General features: G+C 62.8%; 25 protein-coding genes and 5 pseudogenes. 14 read left to right on the plus strand and 16 right to left on the minus strand.

All coding sequences use genetic code 11. From position 1 onward, the window contains the following. From CJZ78_RS11450 to CJZ78_RS11465, 3 genes and pseudogenes are all read right to left on the minus strand, one after another. Positions 1–344 (minus strand): annotated as a pseudogene (locus CJZ78_RS11450) (hypothetical protein); the annotation flags it as partial. A gap of 125 nt (positions 345–469) precedes the next feature. Continuing rightward, complete coding sequence (locus tag CJZ78_RS11455) at positions 470–1081, minus strand: hypothetical protein (protein WP_094561458.1); 612 nt, start codon at positions 1079–1081, stop codon at positions 470–472. Between the two features lie 303 nt (positions 1082–1384). Next, positions 1385–1762, minus strand: coding sequence for a VRR-NUC domain-containing protein (locus tag CJZ78_RS11465; protein ID WP_094561460.1), 378 nt, complete (start codon positions 1760–1762; stop codon positions 1385–1387). A 167-nt stretch (positions 1763–1929) separates the two neighbouring features. On the opposite strand from CJZ78_RS11465, the gene CJZ78_RS11470 reads away from it, so the two are divergent. From CJZ78_RS11470 to CJZ78_RS11480, 3 genes are all read left to right on the plus strand, one after another. Continuing rightward, positions 1930–2184, plus strand: a complete 255-nt coding sequence (locus CJZ78_RS11470) for a type II toxin-antitoxin system HicA family toxin (protein ID WP_094561461.1) — start codon at positions 1930–1932, stop codon at positions 2182–2184. Then, the gene (locus tag CJZ78_RS11475) at positions 2181–2525 is read left to right on the plus strand and encodes a type II toxin-antitoxin system HicB family antitoxin (RefSeq protein ID WP_094561462.1); all 345 of its coding nucleotides are present in this window, start codon (positions 2181–2183) and stop codon (positions 2523–2525) included. Before CJZ78_RS11470 ends, CJZ78_RS11475 begins: the two co-directional genes overlap by 4 nt. Before the next feature lie 106 nt (positions 2526–2631). Then, entirely contained in the window at positions 2632–2862 is a 231-nt protein-coding gene (locus tag CJZ78_RS11480) for a type II toxin-antitoxin system Phd/YefM family antitoxin (protein ID WP_233128760.1), read from the plus strand. Positions 2863–2881: 19 nt separating this feature from the next. Here the strand turns inward: CJZ78_RS11480 and CJZ78_RS11485 are convergent, their stop codons facing one another. From CJZ78_RS11485 to CJZ78_RS11495, 3 genes are all read right to left on the minus strand, one after another. Next, positions 2882–3304 (minus strand): type II toxin-antitoxin system VapC family toxin, encoded by a 423-nt coding sequence (locus tag CJZ78_RS11485; protein ID WP_094561497.1) that lies wholly within the window; start codon positions 3302–3304, stop codon positions 2882–2884. 32 nt (positions 3305–3336) lie between these two features. After that, on the minus strand, positions 3337–3609 hold the full coding sequence (locus tag CJZ78_RS11490; protein WP_094561464.1) for a plasmid stabilization protein: 273 nt from the start codon (positions 3607–3609) through the stop codon (positions 3337–3339). A 126-nt stretch (positions 3610–3735) separates the two neighbouring features. Beyond that, positions 3736–4182, minus strand: coding sequence for a hypothetical protein (locus CJZ78_RS11495; protein ID WP_143592914.1), 447 nt, complete (start codon positions 4180–4182; stop codon positions 3736–3738). A gap of 303 nt (positions 4183–4485) precedes the next feature. Here CJZ78_RS11495 and CJZ78_RS11500 point away from each other — a divergent pair, with 303 nt between their 5' ends. The 3 genes and pseudogenes from CJZ78_RS11500 (at position 4486) to CJZ78_RS11510 (ending at position 5813) form a co-directional block, all read left to right on the plus strand. Further along, positions 4486–4737 (plus strand): hypothetical protein, encoded by a 252-nt coding sequence (locus tag CJZ78_RS11500; RefSeq protein WP_094561466.1) that lies wholly within the window; start codon positions 4486–4488, stop codon positions 4735–4737. Between the two features lie 12 nt (positions 4738–4749). Further along, positions 4750–4977: pseudogene (locus tag CJZ78_RS14825) on the plus strand (GGDEF domain-containing protein); the annotation flags it as partial. A 221-nt stretch (positions 4978–5198) separates the two neighbouring features. Beyond that, entirely contained in the window at positions 5199–5813 is a 615-nt protein-coding gene (locus CJZ78_RS11510) for a glutathione S-transferase family protein (RefSeq protein WP_094561468.1), read from the plus strand. Between the two features lies 1 nt (position 5814). On the opposite strand, the gene CJZ78_RS11515 is transcribed toward CJZ78_RS11510, so the two are convergent. Both CJZ78_RS11515 and CJZ78_RS11520 read right to left on the minus strand, forming a co-directional pair. Further along, the gene (locus tag CJZ78_RS11515; RefSeq protein WP_094561469.1) at positions 5815–6471 is read right to left on the minus strand and encodes a pentapeptide repeat-containing protein; all 657 of its coding nucleotides are present in this window, start codon (positions 6469–6471) and stop codon (positions 5815–5817) included. Continuing rightward, the gene (locus CJZ78_RS11520) at positions 6471–6812 is read right to left on the minus strand and encodes an ArsR/SmtB family transcription factor (RefSeq protein WP_369802061.1); all 342 of its coding nucleotides are present in this window, start codon (positions 6810–6812) and stop codon (positions 6471–6473) included. Before CJZ78_RS11520 ends, CJZ78_RS11515 begins: the two co-directional genes overlap by 1 nt. Positions 6813–6927: 115 nt before the next feature. Between CJZ78_RS11520 and CJZ78_RS11525 the strand changes: the two genes are divergently transcribed. The 4 genes from CJZ78_RS11525 (at position 6928) to CJZ78_RS11540 (ending at position 10002) form a co-directional block, all read left to right on the plus strand. Then, positions 6928–7395 carry a hypothetical protein gene (locus tag CJZ78_RS11525; protein ID WP_143592915.1) on the plus strand — a complete coding sequence of 156 codons (468 nt, stop codon included), beginning with the start codon at positions 6928–6930 and terminating at the stop codon, positions 7393–7395. Next, complete coding sequence (gene acsF, locus CJZ78_RS11530) at positions 7395–8420, plus strand: magnesium-protoporphyrin IX monomethyl ester (oxidative) cyclase (RefSeq protein ID WP_094561471.1); 1026 nt, start codon at positions 7395–7397, stop codon at positions 8418–8420. Before CJZ78_RS11525 ends, acsF begins: the two co-directional genes overlap by 1 nt. An 86-nt stretch (positions 8421–8506) precedes the next feature. Beyond that, entirely contained in the window at positions 8507–9301 is a 795-nt protein-coding gene (locus tag CJZ78_RS11535; RefSeq protein ID WP_094561499.1) for a fatty acid desaturase, read from the plus strand. Beyond that, positions 9298–10002, plus strand: coding sequence for a long-chain fatty aldehyde decarbonylase (locus CJZ78_RS11540; protein ID WP_233128751.1), 705 nt, complete (start codon positions 9298–9300; stop codon positions 10000–10002). Before CJZ78_RS11535 ends, CJZ78_RS11540 begins: the two co-directional genes overlap by 4 nt. Here the strand turns inward: CJZ78_RS11540 and CJZ78_RS11545 are convergent. Continuing rightward, the gene (locus CJZ78_RS11545) at positions 9995–10390 is read right to left on the minus strand and encodes a hypothetical protein (RefSeq protein ID WP_094561473.1); all 396 of its coding nucleotides are present in this window, start codon (positions 10388–10390) and stop codon (positions 9995–9997) included. The two genes, CJZ78_RS11540 and CJZ78_RS11545, sit on opposite strands and share 8 nt — an antisense overlap. 157 nt (positions 10391–10547) lie before the next feature. Between CJZ78_RS11545 and CJZ78_RS11550 the strand changes: the two genes are divergently transcribed. Next, a complete protein-coding gene (locus CJZ78_RS11550) occupies positions 10548–11150 on the plus strand; it encodes a biliverdin-producing heme oxygenase (RefSeq protein WP_233128753.1) in 603 nt (200 codons plus the stop codon). A 41-nt stretch (positions 11151–11191) separates the two neighbouring features. Beyond that, positions 11192–12550 carry an oxygen-independent coproporphyrinogen III oxidase gene (gene hemN, locus CJZ78_RS11555; RefSeq protein ID WP_094561475.1) on the plus strand — a complete coding sequence of 453 codons (1359 nt, stop codon included), beginning with the start codon at positions 11192–11194 and terminating at the stop codon, positions 12548–12550. On the opposite strand, the gene CJZ78_RS11560 is transcribed toward hemN, so the two are convergent. Beyond that, positions 12547–14613, minus strand: coding sequence for a 4Fe-4S binding protein (locus CJZ78_RS11560; RefSeq protein ID WP_233128761.1), 2067 nt, complete (start codon positions 14611–14613; stop codon positions 12547–12549). The two genes, hemN and CJZ78_RS11560, sit on opposite strands and share 4 nt — an antisense overlap. Positions 14614–14677: 64 nt before the next feature. Here CJZ78_RS11560 and pdeM point away from each other — a divergent pair, with 64 nt between their 5' ends. Beyond that, positions 14678–15379 carry a ligase-associated DNA damage response endonuclease PdeM gene (pdeM, locus tag CJZ78_RS11565; RefSeq protein WP_094561477.1) on the plus strand — a complete coding sequence of 234 codons (702 nt, stop codon included), beginning with the start codon at positions 14678–14680 and terminating at the stop codon, positions 15377–15379. 18 nt (positions 15380–15397) lie between these two features. On the opposite strand, the gene CJZ78_RS11570 is transcribed toward pdeM, so the two are convergent. Together CJZ78_RS11570 and CJZ78_RS11575 are read right to left on the minus strand one after the other, a co-directional pair. Then, the gene (locus tag CJZ78_RS11570; protein WP_094561500.1) at positions 15398–15835 is read right to left on the minus strand and encodes a CBS domain-containing protein; all 438 of its coding nucleotides are present in this window, start codon (positions 15833–15835) and stop codon (positions 15398–15400) included. A 216-nt stretch (positions 15836–16051) separates the two neighbouring features. Further along, on the minus strand, positions 16052–16465 hold the full coding sequence (locus CJZ78_RS11575) for a hypothetical protein (protein WP_094561478.1): 414 nt from the start codon (positions 16463–16465) through the stop codon (positions 16052–16054). 424 nt (positions 16466–16889) lie between these two features. Here CJZ78_RS11575 and CJZ78_RS14830 point away from each other — a divergent pair. Continuing rightward, positions 16890–16985, plus strand: a pseudogene (locus tag CJZ78_RS14830) (transposase); the annotation flags it as partial. Positions 16986–17025: 40 nt separating this feature from the next. Here CJZ78_RS14830 and CJZ78_RS14835 read toward each other — a convergent pair. The 4 genes and pseudogenes from CJZ78_RS14835 to CJZ78_RS11590 all read right to left on the minus strand — a co-directional run bounded on the left by CJZ78_RS14835 (position 17026) and on the right by CJZ78_RS11590 (position 19600). Beyond that, a complete protein-coding gene (locus CJZ78_RS14835) occupies positions 17026–17949 on the minus strand; it encodes an HAD-IC family P-type ATPase (RefSeq protein WP_369802063.1) in 924 nt (307 codons plus the stop codon). Positions 17950–17955: 6 nt separating this feature from the next. Next, positions 17956–18033: pseudogene (locus CJZ78_RS14840) on the minus strand (hypothetical protein); the annotation flags it as partial. Positions 18034–18334: 301 nt separating this feature from the next. Then, positions 18335–19324, minus strand: a pseudogene (locus tag CJZ78_RS14845) (HAD-IC family P-type ATPase); the annotation flags it as partial. A gap of 18 nt (positions 19325–19342) precedes the next feature. Beyond that, a complete protein-coding gene (locus CJZ78_RS11590; protein ID WP_094561479.1) occupies positions 19343–19600 on the minus strand; it encodes a hypothetical protein in 258 nt (85 codons plus the stop codon). Positions 19601–19613: the final 13 nt, after the last annotated feature.

Below are 19613 nucleotides of genomic sequence, written 5' to 3' on the forward strand. Positions count from 1 at the left end.
TCCCCTGGTCCCTGCGCATCGGCACCAGGCTCTCCAGCACTCACCCCACCGGCCAACGAGCTTGTCGCCGACCGGCCAACTTCATTGTCGGCAGACAGCATCACCGTGACCCGCAACTTGTTGCGGCCGTGGATGTCGACCAGCTGGGCGCTGAAGGCAATGCCCGAGGCAAAGGCTGGTCTGGCTGCTTCGACCACAGCAGCTAGATCAAGTGATGGAACGGCCTGCACCTGCTCCTGAAAGGAGGCCAGGGCGACAGTGAGAGCTCGCTCGGCACTGCCCTTTTCGTCGAGCAGTTCAAGAGCGTCGGTTGGCACGCCTGCGCGTGCGAGGGATTGGGTCATGACATCAGAGAGCCGGGCTTGTGCCCGCTGGCCTGAACTTAGCGGCTTGCTAACGCTAGGCGCAACTCCAGGCTCTGCTTGCAATCGTCTGGGTTGTCCCTGGCTGCGTCCGCCAGAGCGGCCGATCAGGCACCCAGCGCTTTCTGCTCCCAGGCGCCGATCCACTGCTCGGGAAGGAAATCCTCGCCATCAACCCAGAGCTGGGCCAGCTCAACCGAGCTGTAGTCGTCGATGGCCAGCACCTCTGAGAAACGCTTCTGGTGCTCCTTCGGTGCACCCTTGACCAGCTGCTCCAGGGCTTGGGTGACGTCGAGACCGCCTTCCTTGATCACGCGGCGCACGTGCTGGCGCCATTTCTGACAGATCTCCTCGGCGCGCTTCGAGGTCAGGGTCGGCGCTGGCGCTGCTTGAAAGGCCCTGGGCACCGGCACATAGCCGATGTAGCAGCTCCAGAAGTCCACGGCATCCCAGAGCTTGCCGTCATCGCCGTGTAGGGGCTCCGCATCCTTCAACTGGTCCTTCAACCGCTGCGACTTGACCGGTCCCCAGTCCTTCTCCTCCAGGCGACGGTTGAGCTCCTCGAGCTGGAAGAAGGCCTTCTGGCGCAGCTCACCGGCCTTGCCCTGCTCTATCACCGAGAGATTCCCGTAGGAGATCACCTCAAACTCGGCTTCTGTGCCCCATTCACAGGCGGTGTACTGGGTCCAGCCGTTACGGCGCCGCCAGTTGAGAAGCATCTTCCCGAAGGCTCTGCGGGACTCGTCCTGCCAGTCAAGGACGGCCTGGTACGTGCGCTTTACGGGCTTCTTTGCTTGTGCCATAGCCCAATCTTAAACGCTGCTTGGCACTGCTAGCCATAGCTTGTTACAGCTTGGCAGGCTGGTCTCGGTCATTTCCTGGCTCGGCCAAGAGCTGTTCGACCTGTTGAACGGTGAGAACCCGGCCCGTCTGGGCCTGGAAGCGGAGGACCAGCGTGTACGGGTGGATGCCGGGATAGCGACGGGCCAAGGCCTGCAGCTGCTTGCGGAGTTCGGGCCTGTTCATTGGACCGACCCGGCCATGGGATCCAGGTCCAGGACCGCTTGGGCCTCTGCAATCGAGCGGCAGACCCCGCCCAAGCCGCCCAGCTGCTGTACCAGCTGCAGAAAGGCCCGCTGCTCGGGACTGACGGTTCCGGAGCCCGTCTTGATCTCCAGGGCAACGAACTGGGCAATGCTCTGACCGACCAGCTCGGGCGTGATCTCCAGTGAGCGCAACCCGATCAGGTCGCTGCTGCCCTTGCACAGCCCAAAGCGCACGAAGCGCCCCTGCTGGTCGACCAGGGCACCGGTGTTGTTACGCCAGAGCCGCACCACCCCTCGTCCGCAAGTCAGGCGGATGCGTTGCTGGATCTCGTGTTCAGACGGGGAGGAGGCCATGCCTCCTGTTGCCGGGCTGGGTGGTGGCCTGCGGCAGGCATTGGCGATTTGGCGAATACCTGCCAGGTATTGGCTGTAGCGGCCCGGCAGCCAATACGACTCAAATCAGCCAGGCAACTGCAGCGCGACGACTTGGCAGCAGTACCAAAAAGCAGTACCGTTAGTACATGAAGCGCAAGCACCAGCGCACCCTTGAGTTGATCTTCGTCAGGCCTGTCAGCGGCAGTGTTCCCTGGCGCGACGTGCTTGCCCTGTTTCAGGAGCTCGGCGCAGAGATCAGCGAACGGGAAGGCAGCCGCGTTGCGGTTGTTCTGTTCGACGAGGTGCGGGTGTTCCACAGGCCCCACCCCTCGCCGAACACCGACAAGGGAGCTGTCGCTTCCATCCGCCGCTGGCTTGAACAACACGGAGTTACCCCATGAGCCTGATGACCCAGGGCGGTTTCCACGCCCGCATCGACTACGACGAAGACACTGATCTGTTTCGCGGCGAGATCCTTGGCCTCACTGGTGGGGCTGACTTCTATGGCTCCAGTCCCGAGGAGCTGCGCCGGGAGTTCCGCAAGTCGTTGGATGTCTTCCTGGAGATCTGCCGCGAGAAGGGGATCGAGCCGCGCCGGCAGTTCTCGGGCAAGTTCAACCTGCGCATCTCACCGCAGCTGCATGAGCAGTTGGCCCTACGCGCTCAGGCCAGCGATCAAAGCCTCAATGCCTTTGCGCAGAAGGCCCTAGAGCGCTCTCTGGCGGCCGCCGGCAACGGATAGGCCCGTCGACTCGCACTGTTCAGATCATTCGCCGTTGGGATCTGAGATTGGCTCTAGCCCTGACACCAGCAAGACGGACCTAGAAATGGGGTCTCGATCGTTGGTTGTGGCCATCCGTGAGGTGACGGCAGCAGAAGCCAAGGCCAAGCTCTCGAGCCTGCTTGACGTGGTGGAAGCCGGTCAGTCGGTGGTGATCACCCGCCGCGGCAAGGCCATTGCTGAGCTGGTGCCGCGCCGAGCGGTACGCGACCTCTTGCCCCAGCTCCAGGCCCTGAGGAATTCCCTGCCCGAGCAGGCCTCCAGCGCGGTGGAGACCATCCAGACCATGCGGCTCTAGGCACAAAGGCCAGGGCGGGTCAGGGCACGTCCCAGGGGTTAATCAACTCCAGGACGATCTCCGCGAAGTCGGCCGTGTCTCTGGTGGCCAGGGGAACTCCATGGGCCAGCGCCGTGGCCGCGATCACTGCATCCGCTGTGGCCATCGGCCGGGCCAGCCGTTCGCGTCGCCGCAGCAGTTCGCCATACCAGTGGGCGGCCTCGCTGGTGAAGGGCCAAATCCGGCCCGCGAACAGATCGGTCGCCAGCGCATCCCAGCTCTGCTGCAGTTGTTGCTTACGGCGGCCATCCGGCAGCCGGGCCAGGCCGTGCAGGATTTCAGCCTCGTTCATGGCTGTGATCGCCACCGACTCTGGATCGAGACCATCGGCCCAGGCCAGCACCCGTGGCTCTGGCTGCGGGCGCATCAGCTCCGAGATCACATTGGTGTCGAGCACGATCACGGCCAACCCTCCCCTTGCTGAAAGTGGTGTCCTCAGCGCGCAAGCTCCGCGTCGCTGTCGAATTCGGCTGGTGTCGGCAGGGAAGATCGCTCAGGCAGCTCCAGCTCCACGCCACCGAGCTGGGCAAAGTGCTCATGGATACGACTGCCAAGGCCCTTGCCACCAGCGACGGGCTGCCGGGCTTCGATGGCGGCGCGGAGGATCGTGCGCGCTTCCTCCTCCATGGAACGTCCATGGCGCGCGGCTTGAATGCGCAGCTGCGCTTTGGTGCGCTCGTCGAGGTTGCGGATCGTGAGCGTGGCCATGGGCGACTCCCGCTTGCACTGAAAGCACTGCTGTCAACGCTAAGGCCACTGGCAGCTGCTCGCTTGCCCAGCGATTAAGTGCTGCGCTGCCGAGCGCCCCAGACGTGCCTGGCCCAGCCGCTCTTGCTAGCCGCGCCCCTGCTCCCGCTCCAGCAGCTCCTCGAAGGTCCGGCAGCCAGCTGCCGGGTGCGTGCGCCGGGGCCTCTGCTGCTGGTTGGGTTTGGGCCGGTGGCGGGCTTCGCCCGTGACTTCAACCAGTTCGCCCTCGAGCTGCTGGAGCCCACGGCGCTGCTCATCGCGTTCCTCGGTCAGGAACAAGTGGCCGCAGTCCGGGCAGACCTGCACAGCACTGGGGCAGCTGCAGAAGCAGACCGGGCAGTCCTTGATCGGAATCGAGACCCCCTCCCGCCGGCGCCGACCGGCCAGGTGCCACTCGCGCTCATCGGTCGGCAGGCCATGGCGATGGGCATTGCCTACGTGATCGAGGATCACGGCCTCCTGCTTCCCAGGTGCGGGCCGCAGGGCCCGGCCAACCATCTGCAAATAGAGGCTCAGGGAAGCGGTGGGGCGCATCAGGATCGCGCCGCCCACAGAAGGGATGTCGGTGCCCTTAAAATCATTCAACCACTCCTTTTTTTTTATGACTCACCCCTTGATGATCACACTAGACGTGCCAAACATGAAATCCAGGATTGACTTCGGTCAGCATGGATTAAAAGCTTTGCTAATCCAATCCTAGCGGCAGGATTTTCAAATTAAGCTCCTCCTAGGGCAGCCGAGCGAGCCGAAGGCGCCATAGCTAGCGTTTGATTTCAGGAATACCGTCGTGAGGGTAGATCCCCGGATCCTGATGGCCAACAACACTTTTGCAAGCGGATGTGGGATGAGGTGCTGCACAAGGGCTTCTGGGAGGGCGACATCTGGAACCTGGTACTCAGCGGTGAGATCAGAAGCCATCACCTCAACATCTCCACGGTGCGCGACGAGAGCCTCGAGCCCCAGTACTACGTAGGCATGCTGCAGGCCGTGCACTTCATGGCCCAGCACGACAGCCTCACCGGGTTGGCAAACCGCTCGATGCTGATGGAGCAGCTGGAGCGCCATGGCCGCGGTGTCGCGCTGCTCTAGCTCGATCTCCACGGCTTCAAGTCTGTAAACGACCAGTTCGGCCACAACGTGGGCGACCAAGTACTAAAGATCGTGGCGGATCTGTTTCGGAATGTGATCCGCGAGGGCGACCTGCTCTGCCGTCAGGGCGGCGATGAATTAGTGGTGCTCGTACCGGAAGCAGGCCAAGAGCAATCCTGTGCAGCTGAGTCGTGCCTCCCTTCATGCAGCCGCTGGCTCAGGCCTGCTCCAGGCGCTTGACGATCACGGCCATCAGGGCCAAGGAACCGGCCAGAGCAATCAACAAGGCGATGGTCATGGCTGACGCGTCTACTACTGCAACAATTATCGCCGCTGAAGGGTCAAAGCCATCCCTCTGCAGCCAATGGCGTTCAGCCCGAGGTGCGGAGAAGGCCAGCCTCTATCGCATTGCCGACATTCAAAGGCTCTGCCGCAACTCCTAAACCACCCAGCCCTAATAAATGCCCCTGAAGCTCTACGGCGGCGCCCGCAGCCGCGCCTCCATGCCCCGCTGGTATCTGGAGGAGAAGGGGATTGCCTACGACTGGATTCAGCTCGACATGGAGGCAGGCGAGCACAAGGGAGACAACTTTTGTGCCATTAACCCCTTCGCCAAGGTGCCAGCGCTGGTGGATGAAACCCTGCAAGCACCAGGCGGCCAACCGCTGCAGCTGTTTGAAAGCGGCGCAATTCTGCTGCACCTAGCCGATCACCACGCCAACGAATTCACTGGCACGGCAGCTGAGGTGGCGGCCCAGCGAGCCCTGGCAAACCAGTGGATCCTGTTTGCCAATGCCACCCTGGCGGTGGCGCTGTTTGTGCCTGCCAACCGGGAGCGGGAGTTCCCCCAGTTGCTGGGGGTGCTCGATGGGCTGCTGGCAGGCGGCCGCTCCCTACTGGCAGGGCCCTGGGGCGATCCAGCCTGGAGCGTTGCCGACTGCGCCGTAAATGCCTACCTGGCCTATCTGCCGATCTTCTTCCCCCAGATCGATCTAACGCCCTACCCCAACGTGCAGGCCACGATCGCAGCCACCCAGGCCCGGCCGGCCTACCAACGCGCCATGGGCAGGGCTTAGATCAGGATCTTTGGGATTCCGCCAGAAGGGTCCCAGCCAAGCAGGCACCCTCCAGGTCGGCTCCCTGCAGCTGGGTATCGCGCAGGTCGCAACCACTTAGATCCGCCTGGCGCAGATTGCAGCTACGAAGATTGGCTCCATAGATGCAGCTGCCCTGCAAGTTGGCGCCCCGCAGATTGGCGCCCTCTAACAGGGCAAAACTGAGGTCAGCCTCCGCGAAATCAGCATGGCCAAGATCCGTGAGTTGGTCGAGTCCAGAGCGGAAATCGGCTTCAACCAACCGCGCTTGTTTCCAGCTGCTGCCAGCAGCCACAACGCCGCGTAGACAGCAGCGGTGCATCACGGCCCGATCAAAGTTCGATTCCTGAAGGCGGCAGCCAGAAAGGTCGGATTCGTGCCAGAAGGATCCCTGGGCTTGCATTGATGAGAGGTCTGCTCCCCACAGCAACGCCTGCTGAAAGCAGCAGTGTTGCACCTGCGCCCCCCGCAGGCGGGCATGGCCGAAACGTGCTTCCTTAAAACAACTGCCCTCCAGGTTGCAATCAGAGAGGTCGAGGTCGAGACCGTCGATACCACCGAGCCGCAGACCCTGAAAATTGCGCTCGCCAGCCTCCAAGGCCGCACGGAGATATTGGCGACTGGTCTGCTCTTCTGCCATCAGAGAAAGGCGGCAAGGGCATCTAGTTGGTGGCGGCGAAAAGCAAGCAATAGCTTTTCAGCCTGGGCAATCAGTTTGAAGACCCCCTTGTCAGCCACCTCGTAATAAACGAGGGCTCCCTCTGGTCGGCGCTGCACCACCCCGGCAATGGTGAGCAGCTTGAGATGTTTCGACACCAGCGCCTGGCTTAGGCCGGTGCTGTCCACAACGGCAGTCACGTTGAGGGGGCCTGCCCGCAGGGCGTGGAGCACGGCAAGCCGATTCGGCTCTGAAAACACCTTGAAGTAGTCGGCCAGGGCTTCCATCGGGTCCTCGGGGAGGGAGGTGGCAAAAAAGACCAATCAAATCTTAACTCATCCTTGTGCTAGCGGATCACCACAAACTCTAGCTACTGCGTAAATTGCGTAACATGATGCCGTTATGACGTTAAGCTGTTGTCCTGTTGTTGCTGCGTCCATGTCGCCTGAGTCCCTCGCGCCTCCCCATCCCTTGCCCCCCGCCGCCGCACCGGCTATGTGGCCGCTGCAGTGGCCCCAGCAGGAGGGACTGTTGGAGCGCCAGCACGACCGTCTCGAAGCACTGCTTGACGATCTGGTCGATCGCCACTGCCTAGCCGACAAGGAGCGCAGTGCTCTGGAGCTGCTCGCTGATCGCCGCGACTGCCTCCTGCTGGTGAGGGGGCTGCGCCTGCACTTGCGGCTAGAGGAGCGCTGGCTCGCTCAGCGCGGCTGCCTTTGCCCTGGCCACCGGGCTGCCCACTGCGAGGCCGTCGCTGCCGCTGCTGCCGGCTGGGAGGTTGCCGAAACCCTGCGAGCCGCGCGGCTGCCCTGGCTGATGGAACTCCAGCAGTGGTTTCACGGCCATCGCCACGGGCCCGATGCCCTGGCCTACGCCCGCGCTGCCGCCCTCACCCCCTCCCTCTGATGACCACCTCTGCTCCCCACCTGCGCGAAAACCTGCTCACCCCGCGCTTTTACACCACCGAAATCGACAAGGCCGCCAAGACCGATCTCGTGGGCCAGCGCGCTGCCTTCGAGGCGATGCTCAACGAGATGGAGGCCGATTACAACCGCGATCACTTCGATCGCAAGGCCCCCCTCGATCGGCTGCGGGCCCTGAATCCAGAGGAGAAAGTAGCCTACGAGAGCTATTTAGTGCGCAGCTGCGTGTCGGAATTCTCCGGCTTTCTGCTGTTCAAAGAGCTCTCGCGCCAGCTTCAAAAGGCAGGCCGCCCAGAGTTGAGCCGCCTCTTCAATTTGATGGCCCGTGATGAGGCTCGCCATGCCGGCTTTCTCAACCGGGCCCTGGTGGCCGAGGGTATTGAGATCGATTTGCCGGCTTTGAGCGTCAAGCGGCCGATCACCTGGTTTCCGCTGAGTTGGGTGCTCTATTCGGTGTTTCTCTCCGAAAAGATCGGCTACTGGCGCTACATCTTGATCGATCGGCACCTCAAAGCCCACCCAGAGAACGACTTCGCCCCCCTGTTTGATTTCTTTGAGCCCTGGTGTCAGGACGAGAACCGCCACGGCGACATCTTCAATATGCTTCTGCGCTGCTGGCCGGGGTTGCGGCAGGGACTGCGCGGCCGGTTACTGAGTCGCATCTTTCTGTGGAGTGTGTTTCTAACCCACAGCCTGACGGTGTGTGAGCGGGGCAACTTTTACAAGCTGCTGGGCATGGATCCCAGTGGCTTCGATGAAGAGGTGATGCGCAACACCAACCGCACAGCCCGGCGTGCTTTTCCGGTGGTGTTCGATCTGGATGGCCGTGCCTATTTCGAGCTGCGCGATCAGCTGGTGGAGGTGTTCCGGGCTATCAAATCCAGCGCGGAGGAGCCCGCTAGCCCGGCACGGTTGCTGAAGTCTCTCGGCCTGAAGGCCCGCTTTGCAGGCTTGCTCTTGCGCCAGCTCAGCCAGCCGATGGTGCCATCCTCTGGGGCAATCGCGTGAGGGCAGCGACTTCCCTGCCCGCCCTTAGGCAGGGGGTGAAGGTGGTGCCTGGACGCTTGCCGTTCAGCACCGGAACGGTGTTGTTCATGGTGGCGATCCATGCGCTGGCGTTGGTTGCTCTGTTGCCACGCTTCTGGAGCCCAACAGCACTGCTGGTCCTATTGGGGCTGTACTGGCTTACCGCCTGTGTGGGGGTGACCCTGGGTTACCACCGTCTGTTGGCCCACAGAGCTTTTCAAGTGCCCAGGTGGCTTGAGCTGGTTATCGCTACCTGCGGTGCCCTCAGCTGCCAGCACGGTCCGATCGACTGGGTGGGCTTGCATCGCCATCACCACCTGCACTCCGACGATCCAGCTGACCACCACAACAGTCATCTCGGCTTCTGGTGGAGCCACTTCGCCTGGATGCTGCACACCGTGCCAGCCAAGCAGTTCGTGCGCCAACTCACCCCCGACCTGCAACAGATTCCCTACCACCGCTGGTTAAACCGCAACTTTCTGCTGCTGCAGTTGCCCCTGGCGGCCGCTCTCTATGGGCTGGGTCAGGCGACCGGAGCCGGTGGTTGGGCCCTTGTGCTCTGGGGCATTCCCCTCCGCATGGTGCTTGTCTATCACGCAACTTGGCTGGTCAATTCAGCCACCCATCGGTGGGGCTACGTGAGCCACAGGAGCGGTGATAGCTCCCGCAATAACTGGTGGGTGGCCCTGCTCACCTTCGGTGAGGGCTGGCATAACAACCATCACGCCTACCCCAGTAGTGCCCGCATGGGCTTTCGCTGGTGGGAGCTCGATCTCACCTGGTGGCACATCCAGATGCTGGGCCGACTTGGCCTGGCCCGTCGAATTCGCCTGGCCGCTCCTCTTCACGCCTCCTCCTCATGACTTCCATGCCCTTTGCAGCCCTGCCCGACATCACCAACCCCGCCTACCGCGATGCTTACAGCCGCATCAACGGCATGGTGGTGGTGGGTGAAAATCTTGCCGGTCGTCACTTCCGACTGCTTGCCCGCGCCATTCCAAATGATCAGCAGGAACTGGAGCGACTTGCCGCCATGGAAGGGCGCCACGCCAGCGACTTCATGGGCTGCGGTCGCAACCTTGGAATCAAGCCCGATCTAGGCCTAGCCCGTCTCCTATTCGCCCCACTGCACGAGCTGTTCCTGAGGTGCAACCAGCAGGGCGACCTACCGGGCTGCCTGGTGATTCAGGGCTTGATTGTGGAGTGTTTTGCCCTTTCGGCTTACCACGCCTACCTGCCGGTGGCCGACGCCTACGCCCAGCCAATCACAGCCGCTGTGATCAGCGATGAAGGAGAGCATCTGGGCTACGCGGAGCGCTGGTTGCAAGGCCATTTTGGTGCAGCGCAGGCATCCGCCGGCACGGTCAGCCGCAAAGCCCTGCCGATCACTCTGGCCATCCTGCAGACCCTGGCTAAGGACCTGAAGGCGATCGGCATGGACCCGCACGAGGTGCTCGCAAATTTCAGCGAGCTATTTCTTCAAGCCCTGAAAGCCAGCGGCTTTGATCAAACAGCAGCCAGACGCATCGTTACCGGAGGCCTGGCTGCTGCTGCAACTAGATGATCCAGGCCAGGTCAGCGAGGGGCGCGGGGGAGGGTAGATCAATCGCTTCGCTCATCAGCCAGGCACTGCTGAGCAGCATGGGCCGTAAATCGCCACCCAACCGCAGCTGCAGCCAGACAGCGACGCTGGGATCCAGGATGACAATCCCCTCTGCTGGGACTGGTTGATCGATCCCGCTCCGCCGGCCAACCACACCCAGCATTGAGCTGAGATTCGGCGGGCAGTACCAGAGGCCCGCCTCGCCGATCCCCTGATGACGGCGTCGCTCGAGCATCAGTTCGCGCAGCTGGCCATCCCCGCTGAGCGCTGGGAACGGAGCCACTAGCAACTGCAGCTGGAGGAGATCCGTCAGCGGCGGGCCCGGCTGGGGCTCAAAGGGTATGGCCATGGGGAGCATTGCAACGTTTTGGAAATCACGGAACAGTGTAACAACGGTAGTGGCATATCATTGATTGAGTTTACTCCGCCCGTCCTGGGCAGGTCCGATGCTCTCCTCTCCTTCCCTGTCCACCACCTCGCAGCAGAGTCAAACCCTTGGTCCACGGTTGCGCAAACTGCATACCCATATCGGCAAGGCCCACCATCAGGCGGAGGGGATGGAGTTTTCCAGGGCTCTGCTGGAAGGCAGAGCCACGCCGCTGCAGCTGGCAGGCCTGCTGAGGGCGCTGCTGCCGGCCTACACCCTGCTTGAGCAGGAGGCCCCCGATTTGGCCACCGCCCTTGGCGCAACGAACATGCCCTGGTCAGATCTGGCCCGCAGGCACGCCTTAGAGCACGACCTGAAGCAGCTCGCCGCATTGCCAGCAACACCGGCATCAGCTGCAGCAGCCAGCTGGCTGGAGCAGATCAAGTTGCTGGCTCGCCAGGCACCCCACCGGCTGATGGCGCACGTTTATGTGCGCTACGGCGGGGATCTCTCCGGCGGACAGCAACTGGGGGGCCAGGCCAACGCCATCCTTAGCCGCCATGGCTTATCAGCACTGAAGTTTTGGTCATTTGAGCAAGAGATCCCTGCCCTAAAAAAAGCCCTGCATGACGGTTTTGAGCAGATGGATCTATCTGAAGCAGAGGAAGAAGAGTTGCTGGATGAAGCCGTAGCGGCCTTCAAGCTCACCCAGAAACTGCTAGCCGAGCTCGCCGAGATTTAAGGCAGCAACTCATCCCAACACCCACCCAACCCCTCACGCCCATGCCCGCCATCGCCCCTGCGCTCAGCCCGATCGAGCTGCTGCACAAGTACAACAAGCCCGTTCCCCGATATACCAGCTATCCCACCGCAGCAGCGTTTGAGATCGGAATTAGAGCAGGGGAGCTCAGCCGGCAACTTGCCCAACCAACCAGCGCCCCACTTTCGCTCTATGTGCATGTGCCCTTCTGCCGCCATGCCTGCTGGTATTGCGGCTGCAACCGGGTGACCACCCAACTCGGCTCCAAGGTGGTGGAGCCATACCTGGCCTCATTGGGGATCGAGCTTGAGCTCCTCAGGGCCGTCATGCCACAACGACGTCGGGTCGCCCAACTGCACTGGGGCGGTGGTACCCCCAACTACCTCAATCAGCAAGAATCCGCCCGGCTCTGGGGATTACTGGAGCAGCACTTCGAGCTCGATCCCAACCTCGATGCATCCATTGAAGTCAATCCAGAATTCCTCAGTCGTGATGACGTGCTGCATCTGCGGGGCCTGGGATTCAATCGCATCAGCTTTGGCATTCAGGACGCCAATCCAGAAGTGCAGAAGGCTGTGAATCGAATCGTGCCAGCGGAGCAGTTGCTCCGGGTGATGGGCTGGCTACGGGAAGCGGATTTCAACAGCGTGAATGTGGATCTGATCTGCGGCCTGCCACTCCAGACACCGGAGCGCTTCCGCCAGACCCTGGCACTGGTGCTGCAGTTGCGCCCTGATCGGATCTCCCTGTTCTCCTTTGCCTACCTGCCGGAGCAGTTGCCACTGCAACGCAAAATTGCCGCCAGCGATCTACCCAACCAGCGCGACCGCTTGATGATGCTCGAAGACGCCAAGCAGCTGCTCTGCAGTTCTGGCTACGAGGCTGTTGGCATGGATCACTACGCCCTGAGCGGCGACAGCCTGGCAGAGGCCGCCCGAGCTGGGCTGCTGCATCGCAACTTTCAGGGGTACACAACCGGTGGGGAGCTGGAGCTACTGGGGGTGGGGCCCACCGCCATCAGCCAATTCCCGCACCTATTCACCCAGAACGAACGGGACCTCAAGGCCTACACCCGGGCCCTCGAAGAGGGTCGCCTGCCCGTGGAGCGCGGTCTAGTGGTGAAGGATGCGGAGACCCTGGAGCGGCGCGAATTGATCCGTCAGGTGATGTGCGAATTCGCGGCAACCATCGACCTTGATCGCTTCAGTAGAGAGTGGCAAGAATTGCAGGAGCTGGCCAAAGATGGGTTAGTGAGACTGGAAACCAGCGGTCGGCTTGGCTTGCTCACAGTCACCACCTCGGGCCGCTGGCTGATCCGCAGCATCGCCGCGGTCTTTGACCCGCAACAGCAACAGCGCGCTTCTGGATCCCGCCTGGTTTAAGCCGTCACCAACCAGCGTCCAGCCGCCGCCAGCGCCAGGACCAGAGCCAATCCGCCCCAACGGCTCCAGCCGGCTGGCTGAAAACGGGGGATCAGCATGGCTGTGCCCCCCACTCCAACCAGCACGGCCGCGCTCTGGCAAAAAGCGATCACGTGAGTGTCGGCCCTCCAGTGGGGCAAATCCGGCCAGCCGAAGCTCACCGGCAACAACAGTCCCGCCTCCTGGAGCCCCAGCGGCAGGTGCCGGGCCACCAGCAAAGCCCAGAGCAATGGCAGCAGCAGGTAAAGGGTGCTGGTGGAGAGACCCAGCAGGCGGCGCAATGCCAGCCAGCCAAGGGACGGCAACGCCAGCGCCAGCAGGCCGATAGCAAGGCGCGCCAGCAATGGACCGGCCTGCAAACTCTCGGGCGCCAGCGGCAACCAGCCCAACAGCCGCTGCCAATGATGCAGGGTGACGCCGCCCGCCAGCACCAGGATCAGGCCCGCTTCTCCAGCGGGCAGATCCATCTCCCGCTGGAGATCGGCAGCCGGTGGCCTTAGGCGCAGCTGCACCGAACGATGGGGGCAGGCAGCGGCGCAGGTGAAGCAGAGGACGCAGTTGCGGTTGTCGGTGAGGTGGGCTGGATGGGTGCCAAGTGGACAGCCGGCGGTAGCCAGTCCCTCCCCCACCGCAGGCCCTCCTTTGAAGCAGCCGTAGCTGCTGCAGCTGCCACTGCAGGTGCCCGATTGGGCCCGCAATTCAGTCATGGCGAGCTTGGCGAAAAGGCCATTCATGCCACCGACTGGGCAGAGAAAACGGCACCAGAAACGCTTCTCGTAGAGCAGGGAGCCCAGCACCGCACCGGCGGTGATGCCCAGCAGCAGGCAACTGCTGAGCCAGGCGGTGTTCTCCAGATTTGCCAGCTCCTCCCAGAGAAGGATCCCAGCGAAGCCGGCAGCCAGCACGGGCGCGCCCCACTGGTCCAATTCACCCCGCGGCCAGGGCCTGGGCTGCCAACCCAACCGCCGGGCCAGCCCCTGGATGATCTCTCCCCAAACCATGAAGGGACACACCGCACACCAGAGTCGACCCACCAGGGGGTACGACAACAGAATCAGGGGCCACCACCAAGCCCAGAACAGGTTGAGAGCGCCGTTGTGGTCCCGAGACTGAGGCCCCAGCCACAGCCATAGGTTCACGGCCACAAACAACCAGCTCACCACCCCAAATTTGAGGACAGCCCAAAGCGAGGGCTGACGCAACAGCTGACGCAGGGGAGGGCGCCAACGCCAGAGATCGAATCTCAGCCGGTGCGGACGATTGGCTGTCCAGAACACATCCTCAGGCAGTAGCACCCCCTGGGGACTCTTTTTGTCACTGCCCTGGAGCCGCACCTGTTCCATGGCCCGAGCGATTAACCCATCCAGCTCGCGCAAGTTGTTGGGAAAGTCATAGTTCTGGAGTCGCCTCACCACCGCATCACTGACCTGCGGCAGGACTTCCCAACCGGAGCTACGGGCCTGCTGGCGCAGCCCATAGCGCAACCATTCGCCCAGGTCCTGGCGCCGCACCCGCAACGGCGGCACCCGAATCAGATCGCAGACCTGATCAAAAGCAGGCAGGGCGGCCTCGGCGGTGAAAAACACCCTGCCGCTGAACTGGCGCGGTCTGCTGCCCTCCCCCGGACTGCACCAATGCCCTGTGCGAGCCAGCTCCAGCAAGCTGAGCTGCAGTGACGACGGCACCTGGTCGAGCTTGTCGATCAGCAGCGCACCATTCCCGAGGCACTCCAGCAAAGACCCGTCGCCATCACTGCCTGACTGGCCGAACAGGTTGGCGCCATCAGCCCGCAGCGTGGACCCATCCAGGCGCACCAGCCACTGCCGGCGCGAGGCAGAGCCGAAGTGAATCAGGGCCGCGAGGTTGTCCTTCTCCAGCCCCGGCTCGCCGCTGATCAAAACGGCTCGCCCAGCGGGGTCAGCAGCAGCCTGGCGAATCTGCTCGCGCAGGCGCTGGGCATAGCGACTGCTGCCGACCACACCACGACGCACCCGACCCAGCAGGTACGGGGCCAGGGTCAACAGGTGATCGGATGAATCCTGTAGCACCAGCGTTACCGATGATGGCCCCTACACGCTCCCACGTCCGATGCGCCAAGGGCATGGTGTGAACGCAGACCGAAGCTCTGCTGCAGCAAGCGTCAGCTTTGAATGGCGGGACCAGCCGCTGCAGCTGCTTGGAGCCAAGGCGGCGTGGGACCCCCAGCGCCGGACCTTATTAGTGGCGGATTTGCATCTGGGCAAGGTGGAAACCTTCCAGGCCCATGGCATTCCCCTGCCCAGTGATGGCGACGGCGCGACCCTCAATGGGCTCCTGGAGTTGGCCCATCAGCTGGAGCCCCAGCAGGTGGTGGTGCTGGGAGACCTGATCCACAGCCGCCTGGGGCTCACCGGCGAACTTCGCGCCAAGCTGGCTGCCCTACCGGAGCTGCTCGGCTGCAAGCTGCGCCTGATCGGCGGCAACCATGAGCAGGGCAGCTGGATCGAGGGGCTGCCGCAGGAGCCTTCCCAAGCCCTGGGACCCTGGTGGCTGAGCCACATTCCAGAGCCCCGGGCGGGCATGCTCAACCTCTGCGGCCACCTGCATCCAGTGGCGGTGGTGGGCCGGGGTGCCGATCGGCTGCGGCTGCCCTGCTTCAGCTACTGCAAAACCAGTGAGCGCCTAGCCCTACCCGCCTACGGCCGCCTGACCGGAGGCCATCCCTGCTCCCCAGGGGAACGGATCTGGCTGGTGGCAGAGGGGGCCATCGTTGATTGGCCTCAGAGCTCAAGGCAGCTAGCCCGGCCCTGATCGGCTGATACTTCTGATTTAGCCCGCAGCCGCCAACGCCCGCACCACATCGCCGCGGGTGAGCACACCCACCGGGCGGCGCTCGCCATCCAGGACGAACAGGCGTTGGGTGCTGCGCTCATGCAGCAGGCCCGCGGCTGCCGGCAGGGGCAGCTCGGCGCTGCAGCTATGGGGGTGTTGGCCCATCACCTCGCCCACGGTGCTGCCCAGCACCTGATGCACCTCCTTGTCCCAGTTGAGCGGGTTGCGCAGGTAAATCACCGCATCGAGCAGCATCACGTAGGGGCCGGGCTGGAAGCCGCTTTCGCGCACCATCAGGTCTTGCTCGCTGAGCTCGCCCACCAAGGCGCCAATGCCATCCACCACCGGCAAACCGCTGATGTGGTGCTCGCTCATCAGCTTCACAGCATCCTGCAGGGGGGAATCGCTCGTGACGCTCAGCACCGGGGTGCTCATCACGGCGGACAAGGGCTGTTGCACCACGGGCAGGGATTCGAGTCATTCCATTCTGCTGCGGCAGCGACCGCCTGGGGTAAGCCCGGTTCAGGAGCGCAACCTGCTCACCGTCTCCATCCTTGGTCCTCCGGAGCCTGGAGCGGTGGCCCTGATTCGTTGTTCCAACCGATCTTGGAGGCCCTCAGCGGTTGTTGAACGGCGAGGGCTCTGCATTGATCAGCGCAGGGCGACGATCAGAACCGAGCCAAGCAGGAAGACGATCCCCAGGATGGACATCACCTTGCGATCGTCTTTGCGAATCTCCAGGACCTCTGCATCAGAGGGGGTATAGGTCGTTGTATACGACTTGATGGCACGGATCATAACCAAAAGGATCAGTGGATAAGCCAACAGATAAATTTTATCCATCAGCACCAAATAACCTAAATCCGGGATAGTATCTGAGTAGCTCTTTTGAAGAAAAATAGCTGCTAATAGTGATCCAAGCGGCAGGGCCAAGCGGGCATCAAGTGACTGGGGATAGACAAGCAATGCCACGAGAGCAGACAAAACGACAACCACCAGAGGAAGCATCAACTTCCACAGGAAAAAGCTGGCAGGCCGCTTTACAACCATATCAAACTGAGCCACTGAATAGTTTGAGGCCAATTCGATATCACCAAAATTTGAGCCATAGGAATGCTCAAGCGTCTCCGCCTTCCACCCTCCAAGCTTCCAGCCAGGGATTTGCAGTTTTTCACTAACCCCTTTAGAATCCCGATCTATAATATAGCTCAGCTCATTAAGGGCACCTCGAAAAATCGCAAGACCGCTTGATAGCGACCGAATTTGAATTATACCAAGGCTCCAAGATTACATGCTTTCCATGGGCCAGCGAGGTTTCTGGGACGAACAACAAAGAGTTGCAAAGCTCCAAGAGAGGAAGCCTGTTCTGACACGTCTTACTGAATCGATTCCTTGGGAATCATTCCGCCCTTTGCTTGATAAGGGCTATAGCCAAGAGCGCAAAAGCAATGCTGGCCGCAAACGGATAGATCCACTGATTCTTTTCAAGATGCTGGTGCTCCAGCAGCTATTCAATTTAAGCGATGAAGAGGTCGAATTCCAAGTAAATGACCGTCGTTCCTTCGAGAAGTTTGTTGGCCTTGGAGTGATGAATGACATACCAGATGCAACTACAGTGGCTTTCTTCAGAGAGCGCCTACGCAAGGCTGGGCCGGTGGCCGCGGCGGTTGCTGCATCAATCCTGGGGGCCGCGGTTCGAAGGCCAGCGGCACCGACAGGCTCAGGGAGCAGACCATGTTCAGCCAGAGCACCTGCAGGGCTGTCACGGGCAGCTCAAGCCCGAAAACCGCCCCCAGCAGGATGGTCATCGAGGCGCTGCCATTCACCGGCAGCACGAAGGCGAGAGCCTTGCGCAGGTTCAGGTACACGGCCCGCCCCTCCTCCACGGCGGCTTCGATCGAGGCGAAGTTGTCGTCGGTGAGCAGCATGTCGGCGGCTTCGCGGGCCACTTCCGTGCCCCCCTGGCCCATGGCGATGCCGATGTCGGCCTGTTTCAGGGCTGGGGCGTCGTTGACGCCGTCGCCGGTCATGGCCACTACCGCCCCATCAGCTTGCAGGGCTTTCACCAGCGACAGCTTTTGAGCCGGTGCCACCCGGGCGAAGACGTCGTGGTGGCGCGCGCAATCCACCAGGGCGTCGTCGGCCAGGGCAGCCAGGCTGCGGCCATCGATGGCTCTCACCGTCTCCCCCTGGCCCAGGCCGAGTTGCAGGGCAATCGAGCGGGCGGTTTCGAGGTGGTCGCCGGTGATCATCTTGACGGTGATGCCCGCGGCCTGGCAGGCGGCCACGGCTTCGATGGCCTCGGGACGCGGCGGATCGAGCATCCCCTGCAGGCCGAGAAAATCCAGCCCCTCCTCCAGCAGGCGTGGGTGCAGCTGGTGTTGGTTGGAGTCCGTGCTGCCGATGGCGAAGGCCAGCACCCGTTGGCCCCGCTTGGCCATGGCGGCCACCGCTGCGGTGATCGAGCTCCCGTCGAGGGGTTCGGGCTGGCCGGCGGCGCTGAGCTGGCGACTGCAGCGGGCGAGCACCGCTTCGACCGATCCCTTCATCAGCAGCCGATGGCTGCCATGCAGCGTGGCCATGTATTGCTGTTCCGATTCGAAGGGAATCGGCATCCCGGCGTGGGTGGGCATCGAGGGCCTCCTGGCGATCCAGGCCCACGTTCTGGGCAGCCTGCAGCAGGGCGGTTTCTGTGGGATCCCCTACCAGGCCCTCGCGCTGGCTCGGCCGGGCGTCGTTGCACAGCAGGCCTGCCAGCAGGGTTTCGCGCAGGGCCACATTGCTGGCCAGGGGATCGGTGCTGGCTAGTGAATCGGTTTCGTCACCCTCGTCTGGGCTTCCATTGCCCGGCCACAGCGCTTCGAGGGATACCAGTGCGCCGCCGGCATAGATCTCCTGCACCGTCATCCGGTTCTGGGTGAGGGTGCCGGTTTTGTCGGAGCAGATCACTGTGGTGCTGCCGAGAGCTTCCACCGCCGGCAGTTTGCGGATAATCGCGTTGCGGCGGGCCATGCGATTCACGCCGATGGCCAGGGTGATCGTCACGATCGCCGGTAGCTCTTCCGGAATCGCTCCCACCGCCAGGGCCACCGCCCCGTCAAACATTTCGGCCGCGTCGCGACCGCGCAGCAGCCCCACCAGGAAGGTGAGGCCAGCCAGCACCAGCACCAGCTTCAGCAGGGTGTGGCTGAACCGGCGGAACTTGCGCGTCAGCGGCGTGCTGAGGTTCACCTGCTGCTGCATCGAGCTGGAGATCTGCCCCACCTCGGTGGCTGCTCCGGTAGCCACCACCAGGCCCAGGCCCTGCCCGCTGGTGACGAAGCTGCCCGCATAGACCATGCCCAGGCGTTCAGCCAGGGCGGCGTCCCGCTCCACCGCCATGGTGTCCTTGGCCGCAGGTCGCGATTCGCCCGTGAGGCTGGATTCGTCAACCTTGAGGTTGCGCGCCTGGAGCAGGCGCAGGTCCGCCGGCACCTTGTTGCCCGCCTCCAGGCTCACCAGGTCGCCTGGCACCAGTTGTTCAGGCGGCAGGCGCTGGCGCAGGCCGTCACGGATCACCTCCACTTCGGTCCGCACCGAGCGGGCCAGGGCGGCAATCGCCGTTTCGGCTTTGCTTTCCTGCACATAGCCGATCAAGGCGTTGATCAAGGTGACGCTCCAGATCACCAGCGCTTCGCCGGGTTCGTGCAGCAGCGCCTTGATCGCCCCCACCACCAACAACGTGTAGAGCAAGGGATCGTGGAATTGCCCCAGAAATCGCCGCCAGGCTGGGGTGCCGCCTCCCTCGCTGAAGGCGTTGGTTCTCCACAGTTTCCGGCGTTGCTCCGCTTCCGCGTGACTCAGGCCCCGGTCCAGGGGGGAGTCCAGGGCGGCGGCGACCTGGTCTCCCCGGAGGCTGTGGGCATCAACGGGCAGCTGGGGCATGGGCGCGCCTGGGGGGCGTCAGCCTTCGGGGAACAGCAGGCTGGCGAGTTCGTCGGCATCCACGTCATAGACGCGGGCGAGGCTGGTTTCGATGGCGCTGGTCACTTCGCCCGGCAGGAAGCGCATGGCGTTGAGGGCGTCGTCGGCGATCTCGTCGGTGAGCAGCTTCTCGTCGCCGCCCAGCTTCTCGTCGTTGATCACCGCCATCACCCAGCTCTGGTAGGCGTACACGAGATCGCCGAACTCCAGATCGGGGTCGTTGAAGTCGAGGGCCATGGATGTGGTCGGC

This window comes from Synechococcus sp. 8F6, from assembly GCF_002252665.1.
Classification (GTDB): domain Bacteria; phylum Cyanobacteriota; class Cyanobacteriia; order PCC-6307; family Cyanobiaceae; genus Cyanobium_A.